Origin of the sequence: Halalkalibacterium ligniniphilum, assembly GCF_000334155.1 — a bacterium.
Classification (GTDB): domain Bacteria; phylum Bacillota; class Bacilli; order Bacillales; family Bacillaceae_D; genus Halalkalibacterium; species Halalkalibacterium ligniniphilum.
In genome coordinates this window covers 46560-66822 of record NZ_ANNK01000144.1, presented here as the reverse complement: position 1 = coordinate 66822, position 20263 = coordinate 46560, and the positions used below count along the sequence as shown (strand labels likewise).

The following is a 20263-nucleotide window of genomic DNA, read 5'->3' as shown; positions in this document are numbered from 1 at the left end:
AGGGCTTCAACTTATACCATTTTATCAATACAACTGGTCAATTGAGACAAAATCTGTGCTTGCTCAGTAATCACCTTCCCATAAAAACTAATCTAAAGAAATACGTCTCTACACAAAAAACCCCCCTATCAATAGTGTGTATACGTCATATGATATATACGTTATATTTTGTAACTATACTATACTTTTTCTGAAATGCAATACTAGAATTTTCAAATTATTTAAAACGAGAAAATTAGTAAGTTGTTCTTTAAAATAATTGGGTTTTTTGTTGTGTTTTATGTTTTTTAGTAAGTAGTGAATGAGTAGAATTGTATACCATCTCAATGCTTTTATGGCACTAAATGATGAAACGAAAGAGAGGCTATAGTTTATAAGTTGAACCTATCAGACTCTAGGAGTGTGAATGTTTAATATTTGCTTTTTTTTTGTTTAACATAATGATTTTTTGTTTTAAATCCCCTTTTAGCTCTCATTTCGCAACATTATATCTAGAATATTCTGTTGTTGATAAGTAATTTTATCGTTCTAAGTAATTCGAAAAGTAAGTTTGAGTCGTTTGTAAATAGCAAAAGCAAAGGGCTCTTCTTTCTTTACTCACTGCGATTAGTGATATTAGGGAGGGAAAATTCACTTGGGGATAGTTGACTTAGGAAGATTGTTTACGGATTCAAAGAAATTACTTATATCCTTAAAAATCATAATATTTAAACAATAAAAATAAAATACTTAAAATCTCTCTAGGAAAAATGTAATAAGCTATTAATCTATGAAGGAGAGGGTAGGATTTATTAGCAAGCGAACATGGTCTAGGTTTGCTGGTGTCCAATGAAACAAGTTTGGTAGAATCTACATTTCACTGCCAATATTATTTTTACTCTTACGTTTTTTGAAAAACATGGAAGAAACGTTAACATGGTAATTTCACATACACTTATCATGACAACAAATAAATAACAAAGAGAGGGATTAAAAAGTGAATATTTCAACGATGTTTGATTTTGCAGTCAGGCGTTATCCAAATCGTATCGCTGTGGTTGAGGGAGAAAAAAGGTATACCTATGAGCAATTAGACAATGAAATAACAAAAGTGGCTTCATCTTTTCAAAGAATAGGGATCAAGCAACACGATCGCGTCATTGTCTTAATGAAAAACAGAATTGAAAACGTTATCATTTACTGGGCAATACAAAAAATTGGGGCTGTTTATACGCCAATTAACTATCGCTTATCTTCGAAAGAGGTTGAGTACTGTGTGAATGATGCAAAATCAAAAGCGGTCGTTTATGAGAGCGTGAGTCAAACTGCAGTACTACAAGCAGCCTTCGAAGAAAAGCCAGTATTAATAGGGTTAGAGGGAGCAGAAGGGGCAGATATTTACTACCAAGAGTTAGTAGTAAGAAGTCCTGGTTATTACAAAAAACCAATTATTTCAGATAATGATATTGCTTTGATGTTATATACATCAGGTACGACAGGTAAGCCAAAAGGGGTACCGAGAAGTCACAAAAATGAGTATTCAGCAGCGATGGCTCATATTGTGCAAAACTACTATCAGGACGGAGAAAGTACATTAGGTACAATGCCTCTATATCATACAATGGGCATGAGATCATTATTGTCAATCGCGTTCTTGAATGGGAAATATGCTGTATTACCAGACTTTGATGCCAAAGATGCACTTGAGATATTAAGTAACGAAGAAATATCCTGTGTTTATTTAGTTCCTACACTCTATCATGAGATTTTAAATCATCAAGATTTCTCTAATTATAATCTAGCAAAACTTAAAAAAATTGGATACGCGGGAGCTTCAATGACGACTGCGCTTACTGAAAAATGTGTAGAACTATTAAATCCAGAGGTGTTTGTGAATCATTATGGTAGTACGGAAGTGTATACATTTACAATTTGCTCAAATGTACTACAAAAACCAGGGTGCGCAGGTAAACCTGGACTGCATCAAGATATTCGGATTGTTAAAGCAGATGCAGAGGGGACGTCACTGCCTGACGATCTTGTGCCACAAGGTGAGGCTGGTGAGATTATCGCAAACCTTGATTCAATTGAAGCATTTAAGGGTTATTGGAATAGACCTGACGCAACAAAAAAAGCGATTCGGGATGGCTGGTATTTTACTGGAGATTTAGGAATGATGGATGAAGATGGAGATTTATATGTCGTAGGTAGAGTTGATGACATGGTCATTTCTGGTGGAGAGAATATTCATCCGTTAGAGGTTGAGGATGTTTTGTCGAAGCATCCAAAGGTGTCTGAGATTGCGGTTATTGGTGAAGATGATGATAAGTGGGGGCAAATCGTTGCTGCATATATCGTACCGAAAGATCTATCAATCACTGCTCACGAACTAGATGAATTTTGCAAAAGTAATCCAACCTTATCAAACTTTAAAAGACCAAGAAACTACGTATTTATTAAACAAATACCGAAAAGTCCAGTAGGGAAAATTCTTCGTCGAAAGCTTAGAGAAGGAGACTATGAATTAGTAAAAAAAGAAAATGAAATAGGAGGATAGCAGAGATAGGGAATAGAAACTAATATTTGTTTCTTTGGAAGGGCTGTTTTATACAGTCTTCTATTTTTTTAGTGACCAATTCTTCATAAGAACTGATTGTTATGATTTTTACTAAAAGATTCATTTTAATCCAAGGAGGGGTGTGAGTGTGAATGATAAAAATGTTCGGTCGAACTTGAGGGATTTACCTAGTCATTTGAATTTGAAAACAGTTAGCGCAGGAACGATCGCAGCAATTTTCGGTTGCACCGGACCAGCACTTATTGTCATAGGTGGAGCAGCTAGTGGGGGGTTAACTCATGGTCAAGCAATTTCTTGGATATTTTCTATTTATTTCTTCGGGGGTGTTTTAGGCCTATACTTAGCTTTGCGATATCGACAACCTATAGCCGGTGCTTTTTCAATCCCAGGTGCAGTTTTAGTAGCAGGTACTCTCAGTCAATTTTCATTAAATGAAGCAGCAGGTGCCTATTTACTTGCGGGGGTTTTTGTCTTGTTTTTAGGTGTAACAGGATTAATTGGAAAAATCATGCATTGGATCCCCATACCGATTGTTATGGCGATGATCGTGGGAGCAATGATTCGATTCGGAACGGATATGATAGTAGCCATAGAAGTAGCTCCTATCATCGCAGGAACAGCTATATTCGTTTTTTTGTTGTCTTCAAGGTTTTTTACGAGCATTCCTCCTGTTGTGTCAGCCTTTACAGTTTCAGCGTTTTTAGCAATAGTCTTAAATCAATTTCAAGTGGGGGAAATGCAAAGTAGTTTTATCCTACCTCAATTGGTTGCTCCTACATTTAGTCTTGATGCCATTGTTTCTATTGCGATACCTCTTGCACTACTAGTTATTGGAGCTGAAAATGCTCAGGCCATAGGCGTTTTAATGGAACAAAAGTATAAACCTCCAGTAAATAGTATGACAATATGGAGCGGCATTGGTGGGATTGTTACGTCCTTTTTTGGAGGGCACAACGCAAACATTGCAGGATCAATGACTGCCATTTGTGCTTCTGATGAGGCAGGAGAGAAAAAAGAAGGTCGCTACGCTGCTGTTATCGTGAATGGTCTTATTTTTATCACATTTGGACTGCTAGCAGGCGTTGTTGTTCCATTTGTTACAGCGATGCCAGGTGTTTTAATTGCTACTGTAGCTGGTCTTGCTATGATAGGTGTTTTGTTAAGCTCATTACAAACAGCGTTTTCAGAACGTAAATTTCAGAAAGGTGCATTTTTTGCATTAATCATCGCTATGTCAGGTATTAGCTTTTTTAATATCAGCTCTCCATTTTGGGCGATTATTGGTGGGGTTGTCGTTTCTCTCATCCTTGAAAAGGAGCATTTTCAGTCTAATACAACAGACGACGATGAATTAACAAAACCAAATGTTGAAGGTGAAACGGCTTAATGGAATAAATCCACTAGTATAAACACGTTTATTTGATTTTTTCTATAAGAGTTGGTATTTGGATTGTAGAATATCAACTCTTTTCTATGATCACTTTACAAGGCTCTTTCAACTCTTGTGGAAAGTGTGATGAAAAATGAAGATTTTTAGAGAAATACCGCGATTTTTGCAAAAAAAATGATTTTTCTTATGCAATGTTTTCCGATATAAAAAAATCAAAATAAAGAAAATAAGATTTTAAAACAGTATATATTCACAACTGTTTATGATAAAAAATGAAACGAAAAAGTCATCCTTAAAGTGATTTTTTTGTAAGCGTTATCAAGATAATCAATAATAATAAGGAGGGGACTATTTGTTAACAAAAGCTGCATTTACACATGGAAAAGGCGAACCGTTTCAAATCGACACATTACAGGTTGACGATCCTAAGCCAGGTGAAGTACTCGTTCGAATTGTTGCTGCTGGGATTTGTCACACTGATTTAATTGTACGTGATCAGTATTATCCTGTTCCATTGCCAGCTGTGCTCGGACATGAGGGATCAGGTATTGTTGAAAAGGTTGGCGATGGTGTGACAAGTGTGACACCTGGCGATCATGTTGTTCTTTCTTTTGCGTCGTGTGGCCATTGTAAAAGTTGTATGACTGGAAGACCGTATGCGTGCCAAACGTTCTATGAATTAAATTTTACAGGAACAATGCATGATGGTACGTGCCGACTTCATAAAGAAGATGGGACAGATGTGGCCAATTTCTTCGGTCAGTCAAGCTTTTCTGGATACGCGGTTGTATCAGAGCGAAATGTTGTAAATGTACCTAAGGATGTACCACTTGAATTGTTAGGTCCTCTCGGTTGCGGTATTCAAACAGGTAGTGGTGCGGTTTTGAACAAGTTAAAACCAGAAATCGGGTCAAGTATGGTTATCTTTGGAGCCGGATCCGTAGGACTAAGTGCTTTAATGGCTTCAAAAGTGGCACATTGTGGAACGATTGTTACGGTTGATGTTCAAGATAGCAGACTTGAGTTTGCGAAGGAATTGGGAGCAACACATACGATTAATCCTAAAAATGTTGATAACGTTGTGGAAGAAATTCACAAAATCACTGAAGGAGGAGCCGATTATTCAATTGAAACGACAAGTCGTCCAGAAGTGTTGCGTCAAGCCGTTGATAGTCTTGCAACGCTTGGAACGACCGTCATCATTGGTGCACCTGCCTTAGGAACAGAAGTAAGTCTTGATGTGAACACGATTCTTTTTGAAAAGAAAGTCACGGGCTTATTGCTAGGCTCAAGTATTCCGCAAATCTTTATTCCACAATTAATTGAATTATATAAGCAAGGAAAATTTCCTTTCGATAAGCTAGTGAAATATTACGATCTTGAGGATATTAATCAGGCTGCGGAGGATTCAGAAACAGGTGTCACAATTAAACCGATTGTAAAAATTAGCTAATTAAGGAGTGGGCGATAATGGCAAAAGTTTCAGCTGTAAAATACCCTTCATGGAGTAAGTTACCGATTGGTGGAGTATGGAAAGAAGGTTCAAGTGACCGGTATGAAACAGTGAAAAATCCTTATAATGGTGAGGCTCTTGCTGAAATTAAGCTTGCAAACAAACAAGATATTGATGAAGCCTACAAAAAAGCAAAAGAAGCACAAGCAAAGTGGGCAAAGGTATCTGCTTATGAAAAAGCGGCTCTATTAGAAAAAGTTGCTGAAATTATTAATGAGCGCCGTGAAGAGATCGTAACATTATTAGTGGAAGAAAGCGGAAGCTCACAAGTGAAGGCAAATGTAGAGGTGGATGCTTCAATTGGAGACGCAAGAGAAGCAGCGAAATATCCATTCCAAATGGAAGGCACCATTCATCCTTCGATTATTCCTGGAAAGGAAAATCGAATTTACCGGAATCCTATCGGTGTTATCGGAGCGATTACACCTTGGAACTGGCCATTTTATTTAACAATTCGTGTCCTAGCTCCTGCAATTGCAACAGGAAATGCAATCGTGCTAAAGGCTGATTCTCAAACGCCGATTACTGGTGGGTTGCTGCTAGCTAAGATTTTTGAAGATGCAGGCTTACCTGAAGGATTAATCAATGTGATTGTTGCTGATATTGCAGAAATCGGTGATGCGATGGTTGAGCACCCAATCCCGCGCGTTATCTCTTTTACTGGTTCAACAGCTGCAGGACAGAAAATTGGGGCCCTTGCTGGTCAGCACCTGAAAAAAGCAGCTTTAGAGCTTGGTGGAAACAATGTCTTTATTGTGCTTGATGATGCAGACGTTGATCAAGCAGTTTCAGCAGCAGTATTCGGTAAGTTTTTCCATCAAGGGCAAATTTGTATTTCAGCAAACCGAATCTTGGTCGATCGGAAAGTCTATCCTCAATTTGTTGAAAAATTCAAAGAGGCTACAGCTAAGGTTAAAGTCGGAAACCCTGCTGAAGATGGAAATAATATTGGACCTTTAATTAATGAGCGACAAGTTGAAAGAATCGTTAAGCTTATTGAACAGAGTATTAGTGAAGGGGCAAAAGTAGAAATTAAAGGGGAAGTAAATGGACAATTAATGAGTCCATTTGTCCTTTCAGAGGTTACAAATGATATGGCTGTTGCACAAAATGAAATTTTTGGTCCAGTTGCTGCAATTATTCCTGTTGATAGTGAGCAGGAAGCGATTGAAATTGCGAATTCAAGTAATTTTGGATTAAGTGGTGCGGTGTTCTCAGGTTCGCTTGAGCGTGGTATTGAAGTGGCTCATGCCATTGAAACAGGTATGATTCACGTAAATGACCAAACGGTGAACGTTGAACCAACAATGCCATTTGGAGGAGAAAAGCTATCAGGCTTAGGTAGATATTGTGGGGAGGCTGCTCTTGAAGAATTTACAACCGTGAAATGGATGTCTATCCAAAGAGAGCCACGTCAATTCCCGTTCTCTTAATTTAAAACAATATACAAATATATAAAAAGAGTGTCTTTCTGTTATGGGGTCAATTTTGGCTCCATTTTTTTGTGTTTCAAATAGTCTGGAAAATATTTCATCCTTAAAAAGTAAAATTCCGATATTGTCAAGAGGAACTTGCCATTCATAGATTCGTTATTAATCATTAACACACGCCATTGTATTAGGATGGACGGGACTTACGTTAAAGCAGATTGAGGAAGAACAGGTACAAAGACGAGAGCTCTATGATGAATTGTTAGTCGCTTATCGACCTTTAAAAGAGGGCGCCCACTTCTTGTACGGGTAGATATAACGTTGAGCCAATCATAAGTTGACGTGCATCGAGATTTCCGCCAAATGTACCAGGGGAACATAGGTTGGGAAATGGTGGGTCTTCGCCATAAATCAACTCTTCTTTTTACGATCGTGATAAAATCTAAATTTATGATAATCAGAATTTATCAACAGGTAAAATGTGAGCAATTGAAAGGGTCGCTCATAGATAAAAAGTCGGTAATAAAAAAGCTTTTCTCTATTCTGGAAAAATATCTATAGGTTTACAGTCTTCTTTAATTGGGAATGATCCTAATTGGAAGAAGGAGGACAAAAATGAATCAGCACAAAGAGGATAAAGAGAAGCAGCGAGATACATTGATTCAAAAAGTCATTGACCTTGGGGTTTATAAAGTAAACGATCGTCATTTATTCGAATTGACGTTATCTGAAATAGAGCGAATCTATCTTTCTTTGAAGCAAAGTCAAAACACATAAAGAGAAAAGGGTGTCTGAAAAAGGCGCCTTTTTTGCTATTTGTAGAAAAAAAATAGTCATATGTAGGTTTAAAAAAAGAGGTTACACAAAATAGTCAAAATGATGTTAAAATTATGATTATTAATTCTTTCGATTATCTAAATGGTAAGTACATAACCATTGTCAAAAATGTTTTTTAACGTGCATAAATGTACCAGGAGGCGTCCATGACGAATGTGTTTTCTTTTTTAAAGCCTTATAAGGTTCCAATGGTAATCGCTTTGGCTCTTATGCTTATCGAGCTTGCGGTAGAGCTCGTCCATCCATTATTGTTAGCACGAATCATTGATGACGGAATTATGCAAGGAGACATAGCTGTTGTGATGCAATGGGGCAGCATCATGCTCGCTTTGTCGTTTCTTGCGTTATTGGCCGGTATTCTCAACTCTTTTTATGCAGCACATGTGAGCCAAAGCGCAGGGTTTGATATACGAAGCAGTATCTATCAGAAGGTTCAAACCTTTTCCTTTACGACCTTTCATCGTTTTTCCACCTCCTCGCTTATCACGAGGCTTACAAATGATGTAACGCAAATTCAAAATACGATCTTCATGAGCTTGCGTATTATGATGCGTGCACCTTTAATCGTCATCGGTGGGATGACGATGGCATTCATTGTCAATGCCCGTCTTGCGCTTATTTTACTATGTACTGTCCCTCTATTAACTATTTTTTTAATTTGGATGATGAGAAAAGGAACAATCCTTTTTTCGCAAGTTCAGAAAAAGCTAGACCGTGTAAATCAGGTAACACGTGAAAATTTAATGGGAATGCGACTCATAAAGGCTTTTTTGCGAAGAAACCATGAAGGCATTCGTTTTACAGCAGCAAATGAGGAATTAAAGGAAAAAACAGTCAGAGCTCTTCGCTGGATGGAAGTGACGATGCCACTTTTATTATTGCTCATGAATGTAAGCATTATGGCTGTTCTTTGGTTTGGAAGCTTCGAAGTCCAAGCTGGCGGTGCTCATGTGGGTGAGGTGGTAGCGATTGTTAACTACGCGACAAGAACGACCTCTGCATTGACTGTATTTTCCATGATTATTATTGTCTTTTCGCGAGCAAGAGCCTCCTCTGAGCGGATTACAGAGGTATTAAATACAGAGATTGATCTTGTAGATGAAGAAGGTGCAGCTGAGGCTGTAAACATACAAGAAGGAGCGATTGAGTTTGAACGCGTTTCTTTCAAGTATCCAAAGATGGAGACATATGTACTGGAGGACATTTCGTTTGTTGTTCATCCAAAAGAAACGGTTGCAATATTAGGAGCTACCGGCTCGGGAAAATCCACTTTATTTCAATTAATTCCCCGTCTGTATGATCCAGTAGCTGGCCGAATTTTGATTGATGGGAACGACATTCGTAAGCTGGAACAAAAAAGCTTACGAGATAAAATTGGCTATGTTCCTCAAGAGTCGTTGCTTTTTTCAGGAACAATTAAAGAGAACATTGCCTGGGGAAAAAGTGATGCAACGATGGAGGAAATCATCAAAGCAGCAAAAGATGCGCAAATTCATGAAACGGTTGAGAAGCTTCCACATCAATACGAGACAAAAGTTGGTCAAAAAGGAGTCAACATGTCAGGAGGACAAAAGCAGCGCCTTTCCATTGCAAGGGCCTTGGTTCGTCAACCAAAAATTTTGCTCCTTGACGACAGTACAAGTGCCCTTGACTTAAAAACAGAAGCACGATTAATCGAGGCTTTGTCTACCTATTCGTGTACAACGATTGTCATTACACAAAAATTAGAGACCGCAATGCAGGCGGATACCATTATCTTTTTAGAGGAAGGGCGTGTCATTGGGCAAGGCAGCCATGAACACTTATTAAGAAATTCACGTTTGTACCAAGAGGTCTATCGCTCCCAATTTGGCAAGGAGGCATTTTCCCATGTCCAATCCACTCACTAAACCCTTTTTGTATAAGCGAATTCCCATTAACCCTCAACAAGAAAGTCGGAAGAAAAAACCAAGAGCGAAAGATTGGCTTCGTACGATAAAACGAATTTGGATGTATCTTGCAGCATATAAAGGACAGTTATCCTTTGTATTCTTATTGGTAGTTCTTAGTTCCTTTCTAAGCTTGCTTGGTCCCTTTTTAATTGGAACAGCCATCGATGAGTACCTAGTCAAAGCAGATCCACGCGGACTTTTCCGTTTGTTAATAGGGTTGCTACTGATTTATTTGTTTTACTCGGCATCTGTTTGGCTACAAAATTTTTGGATGGTTGGTGTTGCTCAAAAAACGATTTTCACGATTCGTACACAGCTTTTTGCCCATTTGCACAAGCTTCCGATTCCATATTTTGATAAACGACAGCATGGGGAGCTGATGAGTCGTGTAACTAATGACATTGAGAATATCGGTACGACGTTAAATAACTCGGTTATTCAAATTTTTTCAAGTGTTCTTACGTTAATTGGCATGACAGCTGTCATGCTGTGGCTAAGTCCCCTTTTAACAATGATTACATTATCTGTTGTACCATTAATGGTCTTTGGCATGAAGTGGATCACAAGGCGTACAAGTACGTTTTTTAAAGAACAGCAGCGCCATTTAGGGGACTTAAATGGCTATATCGAAGAGACGATCACTGGTCAACCAATTGTCAAAACGTATTCACGTGAAGAACAGGTCGTTTCTGATTTTCTTGAAAAAAGCGAACGCTTAAAAGGGGCAGGATTTTGGGCACAAACATATTCTGGTTTTATCCCAAAGCTAATGAATTTATTGAACAATTTAAGCTTTGCAGTCATCGCAGGAATCGGTGGAATCTTGGCAGTAAATGAAGTGGTGACAATTGGGATGATCGTTATTTTTGCTGAATATTCAAGGCAGTTCACTCGCCCGCTCAATGATTTAGCCAATCAATTTAATACACTCCTTTCAGCGGTTGCAGGAGCTGAAAGAGTCTTTGAAGTATTAGATGAAAAAGAAGAAACGGATCAAAGCAGTGCAAAGGAAGTGTCTTCAATAAAAGGAACGGTCGTTTTTCAAGATGTTTCATTTTCATATGGGGAGGAAAGCAAAACGGTTTCCAATTTGAGCTTTCATGCTTCACCTGGAGAGACCGTAGCTCTTGTTGGACCAACAGGTGCAGGAAAAACAACGATCATCAATCTCTTGTCTCGGTTTTATGATGTAGATAGTGGACAAATACAAATTGATGGGGTTGATGTGAAGGACATTCAGCGTGAGAGCCTGCGCTCTCATATGGCGTTCGTCCTACAGGATTCGTTTTTATTTGAAGGGACGATTCGAGAAAATATTCGATACGGCCGATTAAATGCCACAGATCAAGAGGTGGAGTACGCAGCAATGCTAGCGAATGCTGATTCGTTTATACAAAGGCTTCCTCGCAGATATGATACAATGCTCAAACAGGACGGCAGTGGCATTAGCCAAGGGCAAAAACAATTGCTTTCAATTGCCCGGGCAATCCTTGCGAACCCATCGCTTTTAGTTTTAGACGAAGCGACAAGTAGTATAGATACGGTGACGGAAATGAAAATTCAAGAGGCGTTGCAGCGATTAATGAAAGGACGAACAAGCTTTGTGATTGCTCATCGCTTAAATACAATTCAACAAGCAGATCAAATTTTGGTTCTTAAAGAGGGACAAATCATTGAACGAGGAACGCATGAGCAGTTATTGAAGGACAAAGGGCTTTATTATGGTCTACGTAATCGGAAAGGGGGGGAAAGAACGCTTGGAGAGAGTATGGTTTAAATGGTCGATTAATGGCTATGTAAGTAGGGAAAACTTTTTATGTGTAAAAGTCTAAGCAAATGATTTCAAAATAAACAAAATTTTTTATATGATGGAGATGAATCATATAAAATAATTGAAAAGAAAGGGTGCAATGAAGATGTATGAGGTTGCAATTATTGGTGCTGGACCAGCGGGAGCAAGCGCTGCGTTATTGACAGCAAAAGCAGGGAAGAAAACGGTATTTTTTGATCATGGAAAGAGCATGACAGCAAGAGCATGGGTTGAAAATCATTATGGCGTTGAAGGAATTGAAGGTCCAGCATTACTAGAAATCGGACAAAATCAAGCGACAAAGTTTGGTGCTGAATTAAAGAAGGAAGATGTTACGGATATACAAGCTAACGGTGAAGGGTATACGGTGTATACAGAAGAAGGTACATACGAAGCTAAGCATATTATCTTAGCGACAGGTGCCCTAACACAGCTGGCAGAAAAAGTTGAGGTTGAAACGACAGATGGAAGTGAACCAAGAATTAATAAGGTTGTGAAGGTTGATGCTGCCGGTAAAACGAACAAAAAAAATATTTGGGCGGCAGGTACGGTTGCAGGTGTAAGTGTTCATACCATCATTACAGCTGGTGATGGGGCACGTGTGGCAATCAATGTGATTAGTGAGATTAACGGCGAACGCTATGTAGACCACGATGTCTTACAAAAATAATAATGAAGCTAATTAGCGGAGAGAGATCCTTTTCCTTGGGCTTCTTTACTTTCTAGTCAATTAGTTTAGTCACCCAAAAAACCCTTTCGTTTCATCGAGAAAGGGTTTTTTGGAGTGCTCAAATAAAGTTAGTCATTCTCTTATAAAACCGCTCGAAACACGCGGTAACCAAGCTGTTTTTTGTTCTTCTGAATGATTTCCTGATGGTGTTGAAAGCTAGTGAATAGGTGTGGATCGATATAAATAGAAGGGGAGAACTCTGACTCTTCTTCATCAAGATTGGGTGTTGGGGGTTCTACCCCGCCCTTTTCGGTAACTGTAACCTTGGAAAACCCTCCGCTTCTAAATGCTTGTAGCCATTCTTCTTCTGTTGGGATACGTTTGATGTTGTAAACACTGCTTATTTCTTTTTGTACAGCTTTCGAAAGAGTAGGCTCTGCCGTTATTTCAAGGGCTAATAACACCCCATTCTTTTTTAACACTCGTGCATATTCTGGAATTGCTTGAGACATATCTGTAAAAAGTGTGATCGATTCAGCTACAACAAAATCAAAGGTTTCTGTTTGGTAAGGAAGCTGTTCTGCGTTTCCTTTTGTAACTGGTATATTCAGTTTTTCCTTAAGAAATCGTTCTTTTGCTTTTTTGATCATGACTGGATGGATGTCAACTCCTTCTACTTTGCAGCCATAAATCGTTGTTAAAAAAGACGCTGTTTTCCCTGTTCCACAGCCTACATCGAGTACTGTTGAACCTGGTTGAATCTGCTCATTTTTCAAAATTCTTTTCGTTAAGGAAAAGCCACCAGGATGTGCACTTCCAACACCGAGCTTTGCTAATAACTCAAGATAAGACAAACGAAATCTCCCCCCTACTGTGAGATAAAATAGTATATGAAGCTTTTTTTAATTCGAGCTTGCATATAAAACGAAAGAGGGAATCAGGCGTAAAAATACATTTTTCAAATAATCTCCGAACTTGTCTCATAGAAATAGAAAAGAATGATGAAGAGAAGGGGAGACTACATGAATACCTTTGTAAAAGGAGCGACTTTGTTAATTGTTGTAGCTTTTATCGGAGAATGCTTAGAGTTTCTAGTAAACATGGTACTTGCAAGGGAATTGGGAGAAGAAGGACTAGGTCTATATATGGCCATATTGCCGACAATTGTATTCCTTGTTGTGATTGCGAGTATGGAGCTGCCGATTTCTGTATCGAAGTTTATCGCTGAAAGAGAAAAGATCTATCATAGAAGCATGCTACAACACACTGTTCGATTAACAGCCGCTTTTACGGTTGCGTGTATTCTGGTCGCCCTGATTATTTTGCCCATCTTACCTGTGTTTGACGATTACCACCCTATGATTCGTTGGGGCCTTCTCTTGCTTATTCCGATTATCTCTTTTTCTTCCATTGCAAGAGGATACTTTATGGGAGCACGACACATGGGTAAAATCGCAATTGCGAACTTTTTGCGCAGAGCTGTTCAATTGATTTTACTCATTATGGTTTATCAATTTTTTAGTTTTGAGACAGAGCTTGCCATTTTTATTGCCCTGTGTACGTTGATCGCAACAGAGCTAGTTGTGTTATTATATTTGCTTGCAAACTTTTTCGTAGCAGCAAAGAAATTGAAGAGCCAGCCTTATACTCCGATAAGTGGAAAGACAGTTCGTCAAACATTGTTAGCCGTTTCTTTACCAACTACAGGATTGCGAATCTTTCATGCAGCTTCCTTTGCGATTAAGCCTTTTTTGATTAAAGAGGCTCTCGTTCGTGCGGGAATGATTGAACAAATGGCGATGATTCAGTATGGTAAGCTTGCTGGGGTCGCATTTACGATTGGTTTTTTTCCAGCATTTATTGCTCATTCCCTTCTAATTATTCTGATTCCCACCGTTTCGGAATCCTATTCGAAAAAAGATATAGATGGGCTTTGGCGACTGCTACAAAAAATTATGCTCATTACCTTTATATATGCAGTTCCGTCTATTGCCGTGTTTTACTTCTTTTCAGATTCATTAACAAACCTCTTTTTTGAAGCATCGCCAGCTGCTGTCTATTTAAAGCTGCTCGTCCCTTACTTTTTTTTTCATTTCTTTGTCATCCCAATGCAAGCATTTCTAATTGGACTCGGGATGGTAAAGGATGCGTTTTTTCACTCTGTCTGGGCAACAACCATTTCCTTTATTCTCATGTTTGTGCTAGGGTCAATGCCAAGGCTTCAGATGGATGGTATCATTATTGGTATGAATACAGGGGCTGTGTTGCTCACTCTCATGCATTATTTAACGATCCGTCATAAAATGAGTGAACCTTTAAGCTGGAGACTTTCGGACGTGCGCTAAAAAATTACTTTGCTGTAGGTGGCATTGAAAAATAATCAAAACTGAGAAGGAATTGTACGAACGAAGAACCCAGCGCGGAAAGTGGAATCAATTAACAGGTGATGAGAAAAAACAACGGAGGAAGCTAACAGATGTGTGGTTAAATAGTTAATTATCCCCTTTTTATGAAATATTCACTTCCTTTTTACTGTTATTTCGAGAAAATGAAAGAGTTATTTCAAATTGATTGGCAGCTTTCAAGCACGAGAGTAAGAAAAAGTGATAAGCTTAGGGAGCAGAAATAAAATGGACACAACCGAATGATAGTTAGGTGAAAGCATGAAAACATTACAATCATCTATTTTTTGGAAGATATATGCGGTTAGTTTAGTCGTAATGCTTGCGCTCATCAGTCTTATCCTTTTCAAAGCTGAAAACACCCTTCCAGAAATCGCAAAAGACAAATATAAACAAATTACCGATGAAACGGTGTTAAGATTAAAAGCTCAGCTTGAAAACATTTTGACCGATATTGAAGTTCTTGGAACCCATATTCAAAACCGACAATTTTTCCAAGAAGAAGATACAGCCACGTTAACAAAGGAACTTGAAGATATTGTAAAGCTATCAACTTTTATTGATAGCGGCACTGTTATAAGCCGAGAAGGGAATGTTATTGGTTATTATCCTGAGGACTTATCTAGCATTCAACATTATAATTTAGGTAATCGCCAATATTTTCAAGAGGCCGTTCGAATGAAAGAAATTTATATCAGTGATGTTCTCCAGGCGGGCAGTAACCGCTACATTATTGCGATTGCTATTCCGATTTTGGATGAGTTTGAGGAAGTGGTGCGCGTCGTCAATCTTGCCTTGCGAATCGAGGAGAATTCTGTTTTAAGTTCGATTATTCAAAGCATTGAATTAGGGGATGGATATGCCTATATTGTTGATCGCTACGGTCAGATCATTTCTCACCCTGATAAAAATCGCATAGGAGATGTGGCTCGTTCGAATGAGGTTGTACGAAAAGCGTTAGCACACCAAACAGGCTATGAAATGGTTGTTAATACAGAAGGTGTAGAGATGTACGCCTCTTATACGCATGTTCCTGTATTAAATTGGGTCATTGTGGCTCAAGTACCAGCTTCTTATACGTATGTGTACTTTGAGTCGTTTCAACAATCTTTATTAATTTTCTCAATGGTATCCTTTTTGTTTTTATCAATTTTTACGGCTCTTTATGCGAAACAAATCATTAAGCCATTGCAAAAGCTTTCAAAAGCAGTTGAACAAGTAGCGAAAGGGAATTTTCACTATCGCATTGCTGAAACGGACAAAACGGAGGTTGGACAAATTTCCAAGCGATTTAATGTGATGACTGCCTATATGGAGGAAGCACAAAATTCTCTTGAAGAAAAAGAGCAGCTTTTATTGGAACAACGGGAATTTTTACGAAATGTTGTAAACCTTAGCCCGAATTTTATTTATGCGAAGGATCGAGAAGGACGGTATACCTTTGTCAATCATTCAATGTCATCCTTTTATGGTCTTTCTGTTGAAGACTTTTTAAATCAGACAGAAAAGATGGTTAATCCGGATATTGAGCAAGTTAAAAAGCATGAAGACGAAGAGCAAGAGGTCTTTCGCTCTCAAAAAGAGCTGTTTAACCACGAGGAATGGTTTAAGAATCATAATGGAGATATACGCTGGATGCAAACAACGAAAATCCCACTCATTAATTCAAAAGGGAGCGTTGAGCAAGTTCTGTGTGTAGCTAATGATCTGACTGAACGTAAGCTAGCGGAAGATGTCATTCGAAAAACGGATAAACAATCAGTCGCTGGGGAGCTAGCAGCTGGTGTCGCCCATGAAATTCGCAATCCATTAACAAGCATTCAAGGGTTTTTGCAATTTATTGAACCGAACCATGATGAAAAGCATTTCTTTGAAATTATGCTGTCAGAACTGGAGCGGATTAATGTAATTGTTAGCGAACTGTTATTTCTAGCAAAGCCCCAGGTTGAACACCGAGAGCGTAAGGATTTACGAAAGATTTTCCAACGAATGGTCGATTTATTTGAAACACAGGCCAATTTGAAAAACATTCAAATCGAAACACATTCCCCAAATCAAGTCCTACCTGTCATGTGTGAAGAAAATCAGTTGAAACAGGTTTTTGTGAATCTCTTAAAAAATGCCACGGAGGCTATGCCTAATGGAGGGAAGATCACGGTTCAACTTTATGAGGATGAAAAAGGTTCGGTCGTTGTGAAGATCGAGGATGAGGGGCAAGGAATCGAAAAAGAACGAATTAGCCGCTTAGGTGAGCCGTTCTATTCCACGAAAGAAAAAGGGACTGGACTTGGCCTCATGGTAAGCTTTCGAATCATCGAAAAGCATCAAGGCAGCATTTACTTTGAAAGTGAAGTTGGAAAAGGAACAACCGTGTATATTGAGCTCCCAAAAGATGAAGCGTAGGAAACCACGCATATCACCCTCTCCATCGAAAAGGATGGAAGGGTGTTTTTGTACGTTCTTTCAACCTGAGTTTATCGACATCTACGTATAACTGCAACGAAGGCTTTCCCTATGGAGGACTTAGCGAAAAGCTAAGTTTTTCTAATCTTTTAGGGAATTGAGAGTTTGTCGCCTTTCAAGCGGACACAGGTTCCTTTATATGTGAAAAAAAGGTGAATGTTGATTAAATTTTTCCCTCCTGTGTACAATTCAAAACGATGACAAGTCGGAAAGTATTCAAGCATAAGTTTTTTTCCAATGCCCACTCTCTGATAATTTGGATGAACCATTAATCGTTCTACATAGCATGTATCGTTTTCTTCATATCCTCTTACCGAGCCAACGGTCCTGCCATATGGAAATATCATTCACATTTTAAAGCCCATTGTCATTACTGACGGACAGCTTGAAGAAGCCCTTTTCGTCATGGACGATGTGATTGCTCTGTTCAATAACATTAGAAATGAAAATGGAAATAAAAAGTGAAAGAATCGAGGAGAGAGGCTGGGACAAAAGAGTTTTTATTGATGAGAACTCCGAACGTCATGATCGTTGCTGCATAGCAATTGCTTCGGAACTATCCTTCGCTATCAGCGGGCGGCTGGTGAGCCTCCTCGTGCTTTTCGCACTGTGGGGTCCCACTCTTGCCTTTGATCCCGCAGGAGTCTACGTCTATATCCTCCGCTAAGGCTGTGCATCGTTCGCATTTTCAATCATACACGTTCGTTATGTGACAGCCCCTTTCCTCTAACTAAAGCTTTAACTATTTTTCAAATTGATAAAAATAGAAATATAGAGAGAAACATAGGAGGCTATAATGACAATCTATCAACCAATTGATTCTTCATTATCACCACGCTTTATAGGGTAACCTATAAATATGCTACAATATGCAAATGGAATAAAAGATCATTATGGTAAAGGAAACTGTTTTTTAATTAGTGGAGCTATTTTCATTATTTAAGAGAGCTTGTCCAAACAAGGTTACTAATTCTTCGTCCGCTGTCTGATTTTTTGCCTCTTCAAGTAATTCATTTAACGATTCGATGTATTGTTGCATGGTCATATTTAACACTCCCTTTTATTTATTTACTAGCTTGGTAGAAGAGTACCCTGTCATGACAAAAACTATACCGAAATCTATAAAAATAGTCTTAATTTACTAAAAATTAATGAATAGAGTGCTGGCTAGTAGGAGCAAAGTGATAGTAATAAAAGGAAACGATGAATTCGCTTTTTTCGACCATTCTAGAGTAAAATAGAAACATTCAAAAGTAAGCATAACCTGAAAAAGGATGAGTAGGATTGAGCATTTTACAAGTTGAAAATCTATTTAAAACATACGGTGAGAAAGTGTTGTTCGACCATCTCTCATTTACAATTGCTGAAAAGCAAAAGATTGGTCTTATTGGAATCAATGGAACAGGAAAATCAACTTTATTGAAGGTGCTTGCCGGAATGGAAGGAATGGAGCAAGGTAAGCTTATTCATGCCAATCAGTTTCAAATTGAATACCTTCCTCAGCAGTCAAACCTAAATGAAGAGTTAACCGTACTCGAACAGATTTATTATGGTGATGCGACCATTATGAAAGTCATGCGCGGATATGAGCAAGCTCTTTTTCAATTAGAAGCTGAACCAGAGAATGTACGGTTTCAGGAAAACCTATTAAAAATGCAACAAAAAATGGATGAAGCAGAAGCATGGGAAGCGAAAACTGTTGCAAAAACAGTGCTCACACGGCTTGGTATTACTGATTTTTCTCAAAAAGTAGGAATTCTTTCAGGTGGACAACAGAAGCGAGTGGCTATTGCCAAAGCGCTTATCCAACCCGCCGATTTACTCCTTTTAGATGAACCGACCAACCATTTAGATCATGACACCATTGAGTGGCTTGAAGGGTTTCTTGCCCAGTATAACCGAGCTTTTATCGTCATCACTCACGATCGTTACTTTCTAAACCGTGTGACGAATCATATTTATGAACTTGATGGTGGAAAGCTCTATGAATATGCAGGGAATTATGAGATGTTTCTTGCACAAAAAGCAAATCGGGAAATTCAGGCACAACAAAGTGAAGAAAAACGGCAGAACCTCCTCCGACGTGAGCTCGCTTGGCTGCAACGAGGTGCAAAAGCACGAACAACCAAGCAGAAGGCAAGAATTCAGCGAGTAGAGGCACTTCAAGACCAGAGCGCTCCAACAGTCCGCGGTGATGTTGATTTTGCAATTGGTTCAACTCGACTTGGTAAAAAAGTGATTGAGTTAAAGCAAATCTCTAAGAAGTTTGGAGGAAAGAATCTTTTTGAGGATTTAAATTATCTAATCGTCCCAGGGGAACGACTTGGGATCATAGGTCCAAATGGGAGTGGAAAAACAACCCTGCTATCGATTCTTTCTGGACGAGCAAAGCCGGATTACGGCGAGGTTGAAATCGGGGAAACGGTGAAAATTGGCTACTATACTCAAGGTGACCAAGAGATGGACGAGAACGCAAAGGTGATTGATTACATTAAGGAAGTCGCTGAGATTGTCCATACCTCAAAAGGTGAAACGATTACAGCTGAACAGATGCTAGAGCGATTTTTATTCCCTCGTTCGATGCAATGGACGTATATCCGTCGTCTTTCAGGAGGGGAGCGACGTAGGCTCTATCTGCTACGAGTATTGATGGGAGAGCCGAATGTATTATTTCTTGATGAACCAACAAATGATCTTGATACGCAAACCTTGGCAGTTCTTGAGGACTATTTAGATCAATTTCCAGGTGTTGTTTTAACCGTCTCCCATGATCGTTACTTTCTTGACCGAGTGGTGGACCATTTGCTTGTTTTTGAAGGAAATGGACGTATTACCCGCTTTCAAGGAAGCTATAGCGAGTATATGGAGCACAAGCAGCAACAACAGGCAGAGCAAGCTTTCGCTACAAAGGAAAAGGAAACAGAGCAGCCACGTAAAAAGGAAAAGAAAAAGAAGCTCTCCTATCGAGAGCAGCAAGAATGGAATGAAATTGAAGGTAAAATAACAGCCTTAGAAGAGAAAAAAGACGAGTTAGAAAAAGAGATTCATGAAGCTGGTAGTGACTTTGGCCGTATTCAAATGCTTTATGCAGAGCAAGAGACTGTCGAGAAGAAACTTGAGGAAGCGATTGAACGCTGGACGGAGCTTTCGCTATTAATGGAAGACGCGGCAAACGATAGTAAGAAGCTTGATTAAGGCCTTGAAAAAAGCTCAGGGTCTTTTTTGCGCGTTTTTTAACACGGGTGTTGTTCGATAAAGTT

At 38.9% G+C, this 20263-nt stretch carries 14 protein-coding genes; 11 read left to right on the top strand and 3 right to left on the bottom strand.

Annotated elements, in window-relative coordinates; all coding sequences use genetic code 11:
- Positions 1-976: 976 nt before the first annotated feature.
- The 8 genes from BLT_RS0117795 (at position 977) to BLT_RS0117755 (ending at position 12138) form a co-directional block, all read left to right on the top strand.
- The gene (locus BLT_RS0117795; RefSeq protein ID WP_017729099.1) at positions 977-2536 is read left to right on the top strand and encodes a class I adenylate-forming enzyme family protein; all 1560 of its coding nucleotides are present in this window, start codon (positions 977-979) and stop codon (positions 2534-2536) included.
- 148 nt (positions 2537-2684) lie between these two features.
- Complete coding sequence (locus tag BLT_RS0117790) at positions 2685-3944, top strand: benzoate/H(+) symporter BenE family transporter (protein ID WP_017729098.1); 1260 nt, start codon at positions 2685-2687, stop codon at positions 3942-3944.
- A 355-nt stretch (positions 3945-4299) separates the two neighbouring features.
- Complete coding sequence (locus BLT_RS0117785) at positions 4300-5400, top strand: NAD(P)-dependent alcohol dehydrogenase (RefSeq protein ID WP_017729097.1); 1101 nt, start codon at positions 4300-4302, stop codon at positions 5398-5400.
- 17 nt (positions 5401-5417) lie between these two features.
- On the top strand, positions 5418-6893 hold the full coding sequence (locus BLT_RS0117780; RefSeq protein WP_017729096.1) for an aldehyde dehydrogenase family protein: 1476 nt from the start codon (positions 5418-5420) through the stop codon (positions 6891-6893).
- A 612-nt stretch (positions 6894-7505) separates the two neighbouring features.
- The gene (locus BLT_RS23385) at positions 7506-7667 is read left to right on the top strand and encodes a Fur-regulated basic protein FbpA (RefSeq protein WP_017729094.1); all 162 of its coding nucleotides are present in this window, start codon (positions 7506-7508) and stop codon (positions 7665-7667) included.
- 206 nt (positions 7668-7873) lie between these two features.
- On the top strand, positions 7874-9616 hold the full coding sequence (locus BLT_RS0117765) for an ABC transporter ATP-binding protein (RefSeq protein WP_017729093.1): 1743 nt from the start codon (positions 7874-7876) through the stop codon (positions 9614-9616).
- Positions 9597-11435 carry an ABC transporter ATP-binding protein gene (locus BLT_RS0117760; protein WP_017729092.1) on the top strand — a complete coding sequence of 613 codons (1839 nt, stop codon included), beginning with the start codon at positions 9597-9599 and terminating at the stop codon, positions 11433-11435. The genes BLT_RS0117765 and BLT_RS0117760 overlap by 20 nt, the downstream gene beginning before the upstream one ends.
- A 139-nt stretch (positions 11436-11574) precedes the next feature.
- A complete protein-coding gene (locus tag BLT_RS0117755; RefSeq protein WP_017729091.1) occupies positions 11575-12138 on the top strand; it encodes an FAD-dependent oxidoreductase in 564 nt (187 codons plus the stop codon).
- Positions 12139-12278: 140 nt separating this feature from the next.
- On the opposite strand, the gene BLT_RS0117750 is transcribed toward BLT_RS0117755, so the two are convergent.
- Entirely contained in the window at positions 12279-12992 is a 714-nt protein-coding gene (locus BLT_RS0117750; protein ID WP_017729090.1) for a class I SAM-dependent methyltransferase, read from the bottom strand.
- 168 nt (positions 12993-13160) lie between these two features.
- On the opposite strand from BLT_RS0117750, the gene BLT_RS0117745 reads away from it, so the two are divergent.
- Positions 13161-14483 (top strand): polysaccharide biosynthesis protein, encoded by a 1323-nt coding sequence (locus BLT_RS0117745; protein ID WP_017729089.1) that lies wholly within the window; start codon positions 13161-13163, stop codon positions 14481-14483.
- Between the two features lie 318 nt (positions 14484-14801).
- A complete protein-coding gene (locus BLT_RS0117740; protein ID WP_017729088.1) occupies positions 14802-16943 on the top strand; it encodes a PAS domain-containing sensor histidine kinase in 2142 nt (713 codons plus the stop codon).
- 149 nt (positions 16944-17092) lie between these two features.
- Here BLT_RS0117740 and BLT_RS25030 read toward each other — a convergent pair whose 3' ends face one another.
- Positions 17093-17350 carry a GNAT family N-acetyltransferase gene (locus BLT_RS25030; protein WP_081599691.1) on the bottom strand — a complete coding sequence of 86 codons (258 nt, stop codon included), beginning with the start codon at positions 17348-17350 and terminating at the stop codon, positions 17093-17095.
- A gap of 566 nt (positions 17351-17916) precedes the next feature.
- Complete coding sequence (locus tag BLT_RS24775) at positions 17917-18048, bottom strand: hypothetical protein (protein WP_017729087.1); 132 nt, start codon at positions 18046-18048, stop codon at positions 17917-17919.
- Between the two features lie 239 nt (positions 18049-18287).
- Between BLT_RS24775 and BLT_RS0117730 the strand changes: the two genes are divergently transcribed.
- Positions 18288-20198 (top strand): ABC-F family ATP-binding cassette domain-containing protein, encoded by a 1911-nt coding sequence (locus BLT_RS0117730; RefSeq protein WP_017729086.1) that lies wholly within the window; start codon positions 18288-18290, stop codon positions 20196-20198.
- Positions 20199-20263 lie beyond the last annotated feature (65 nt).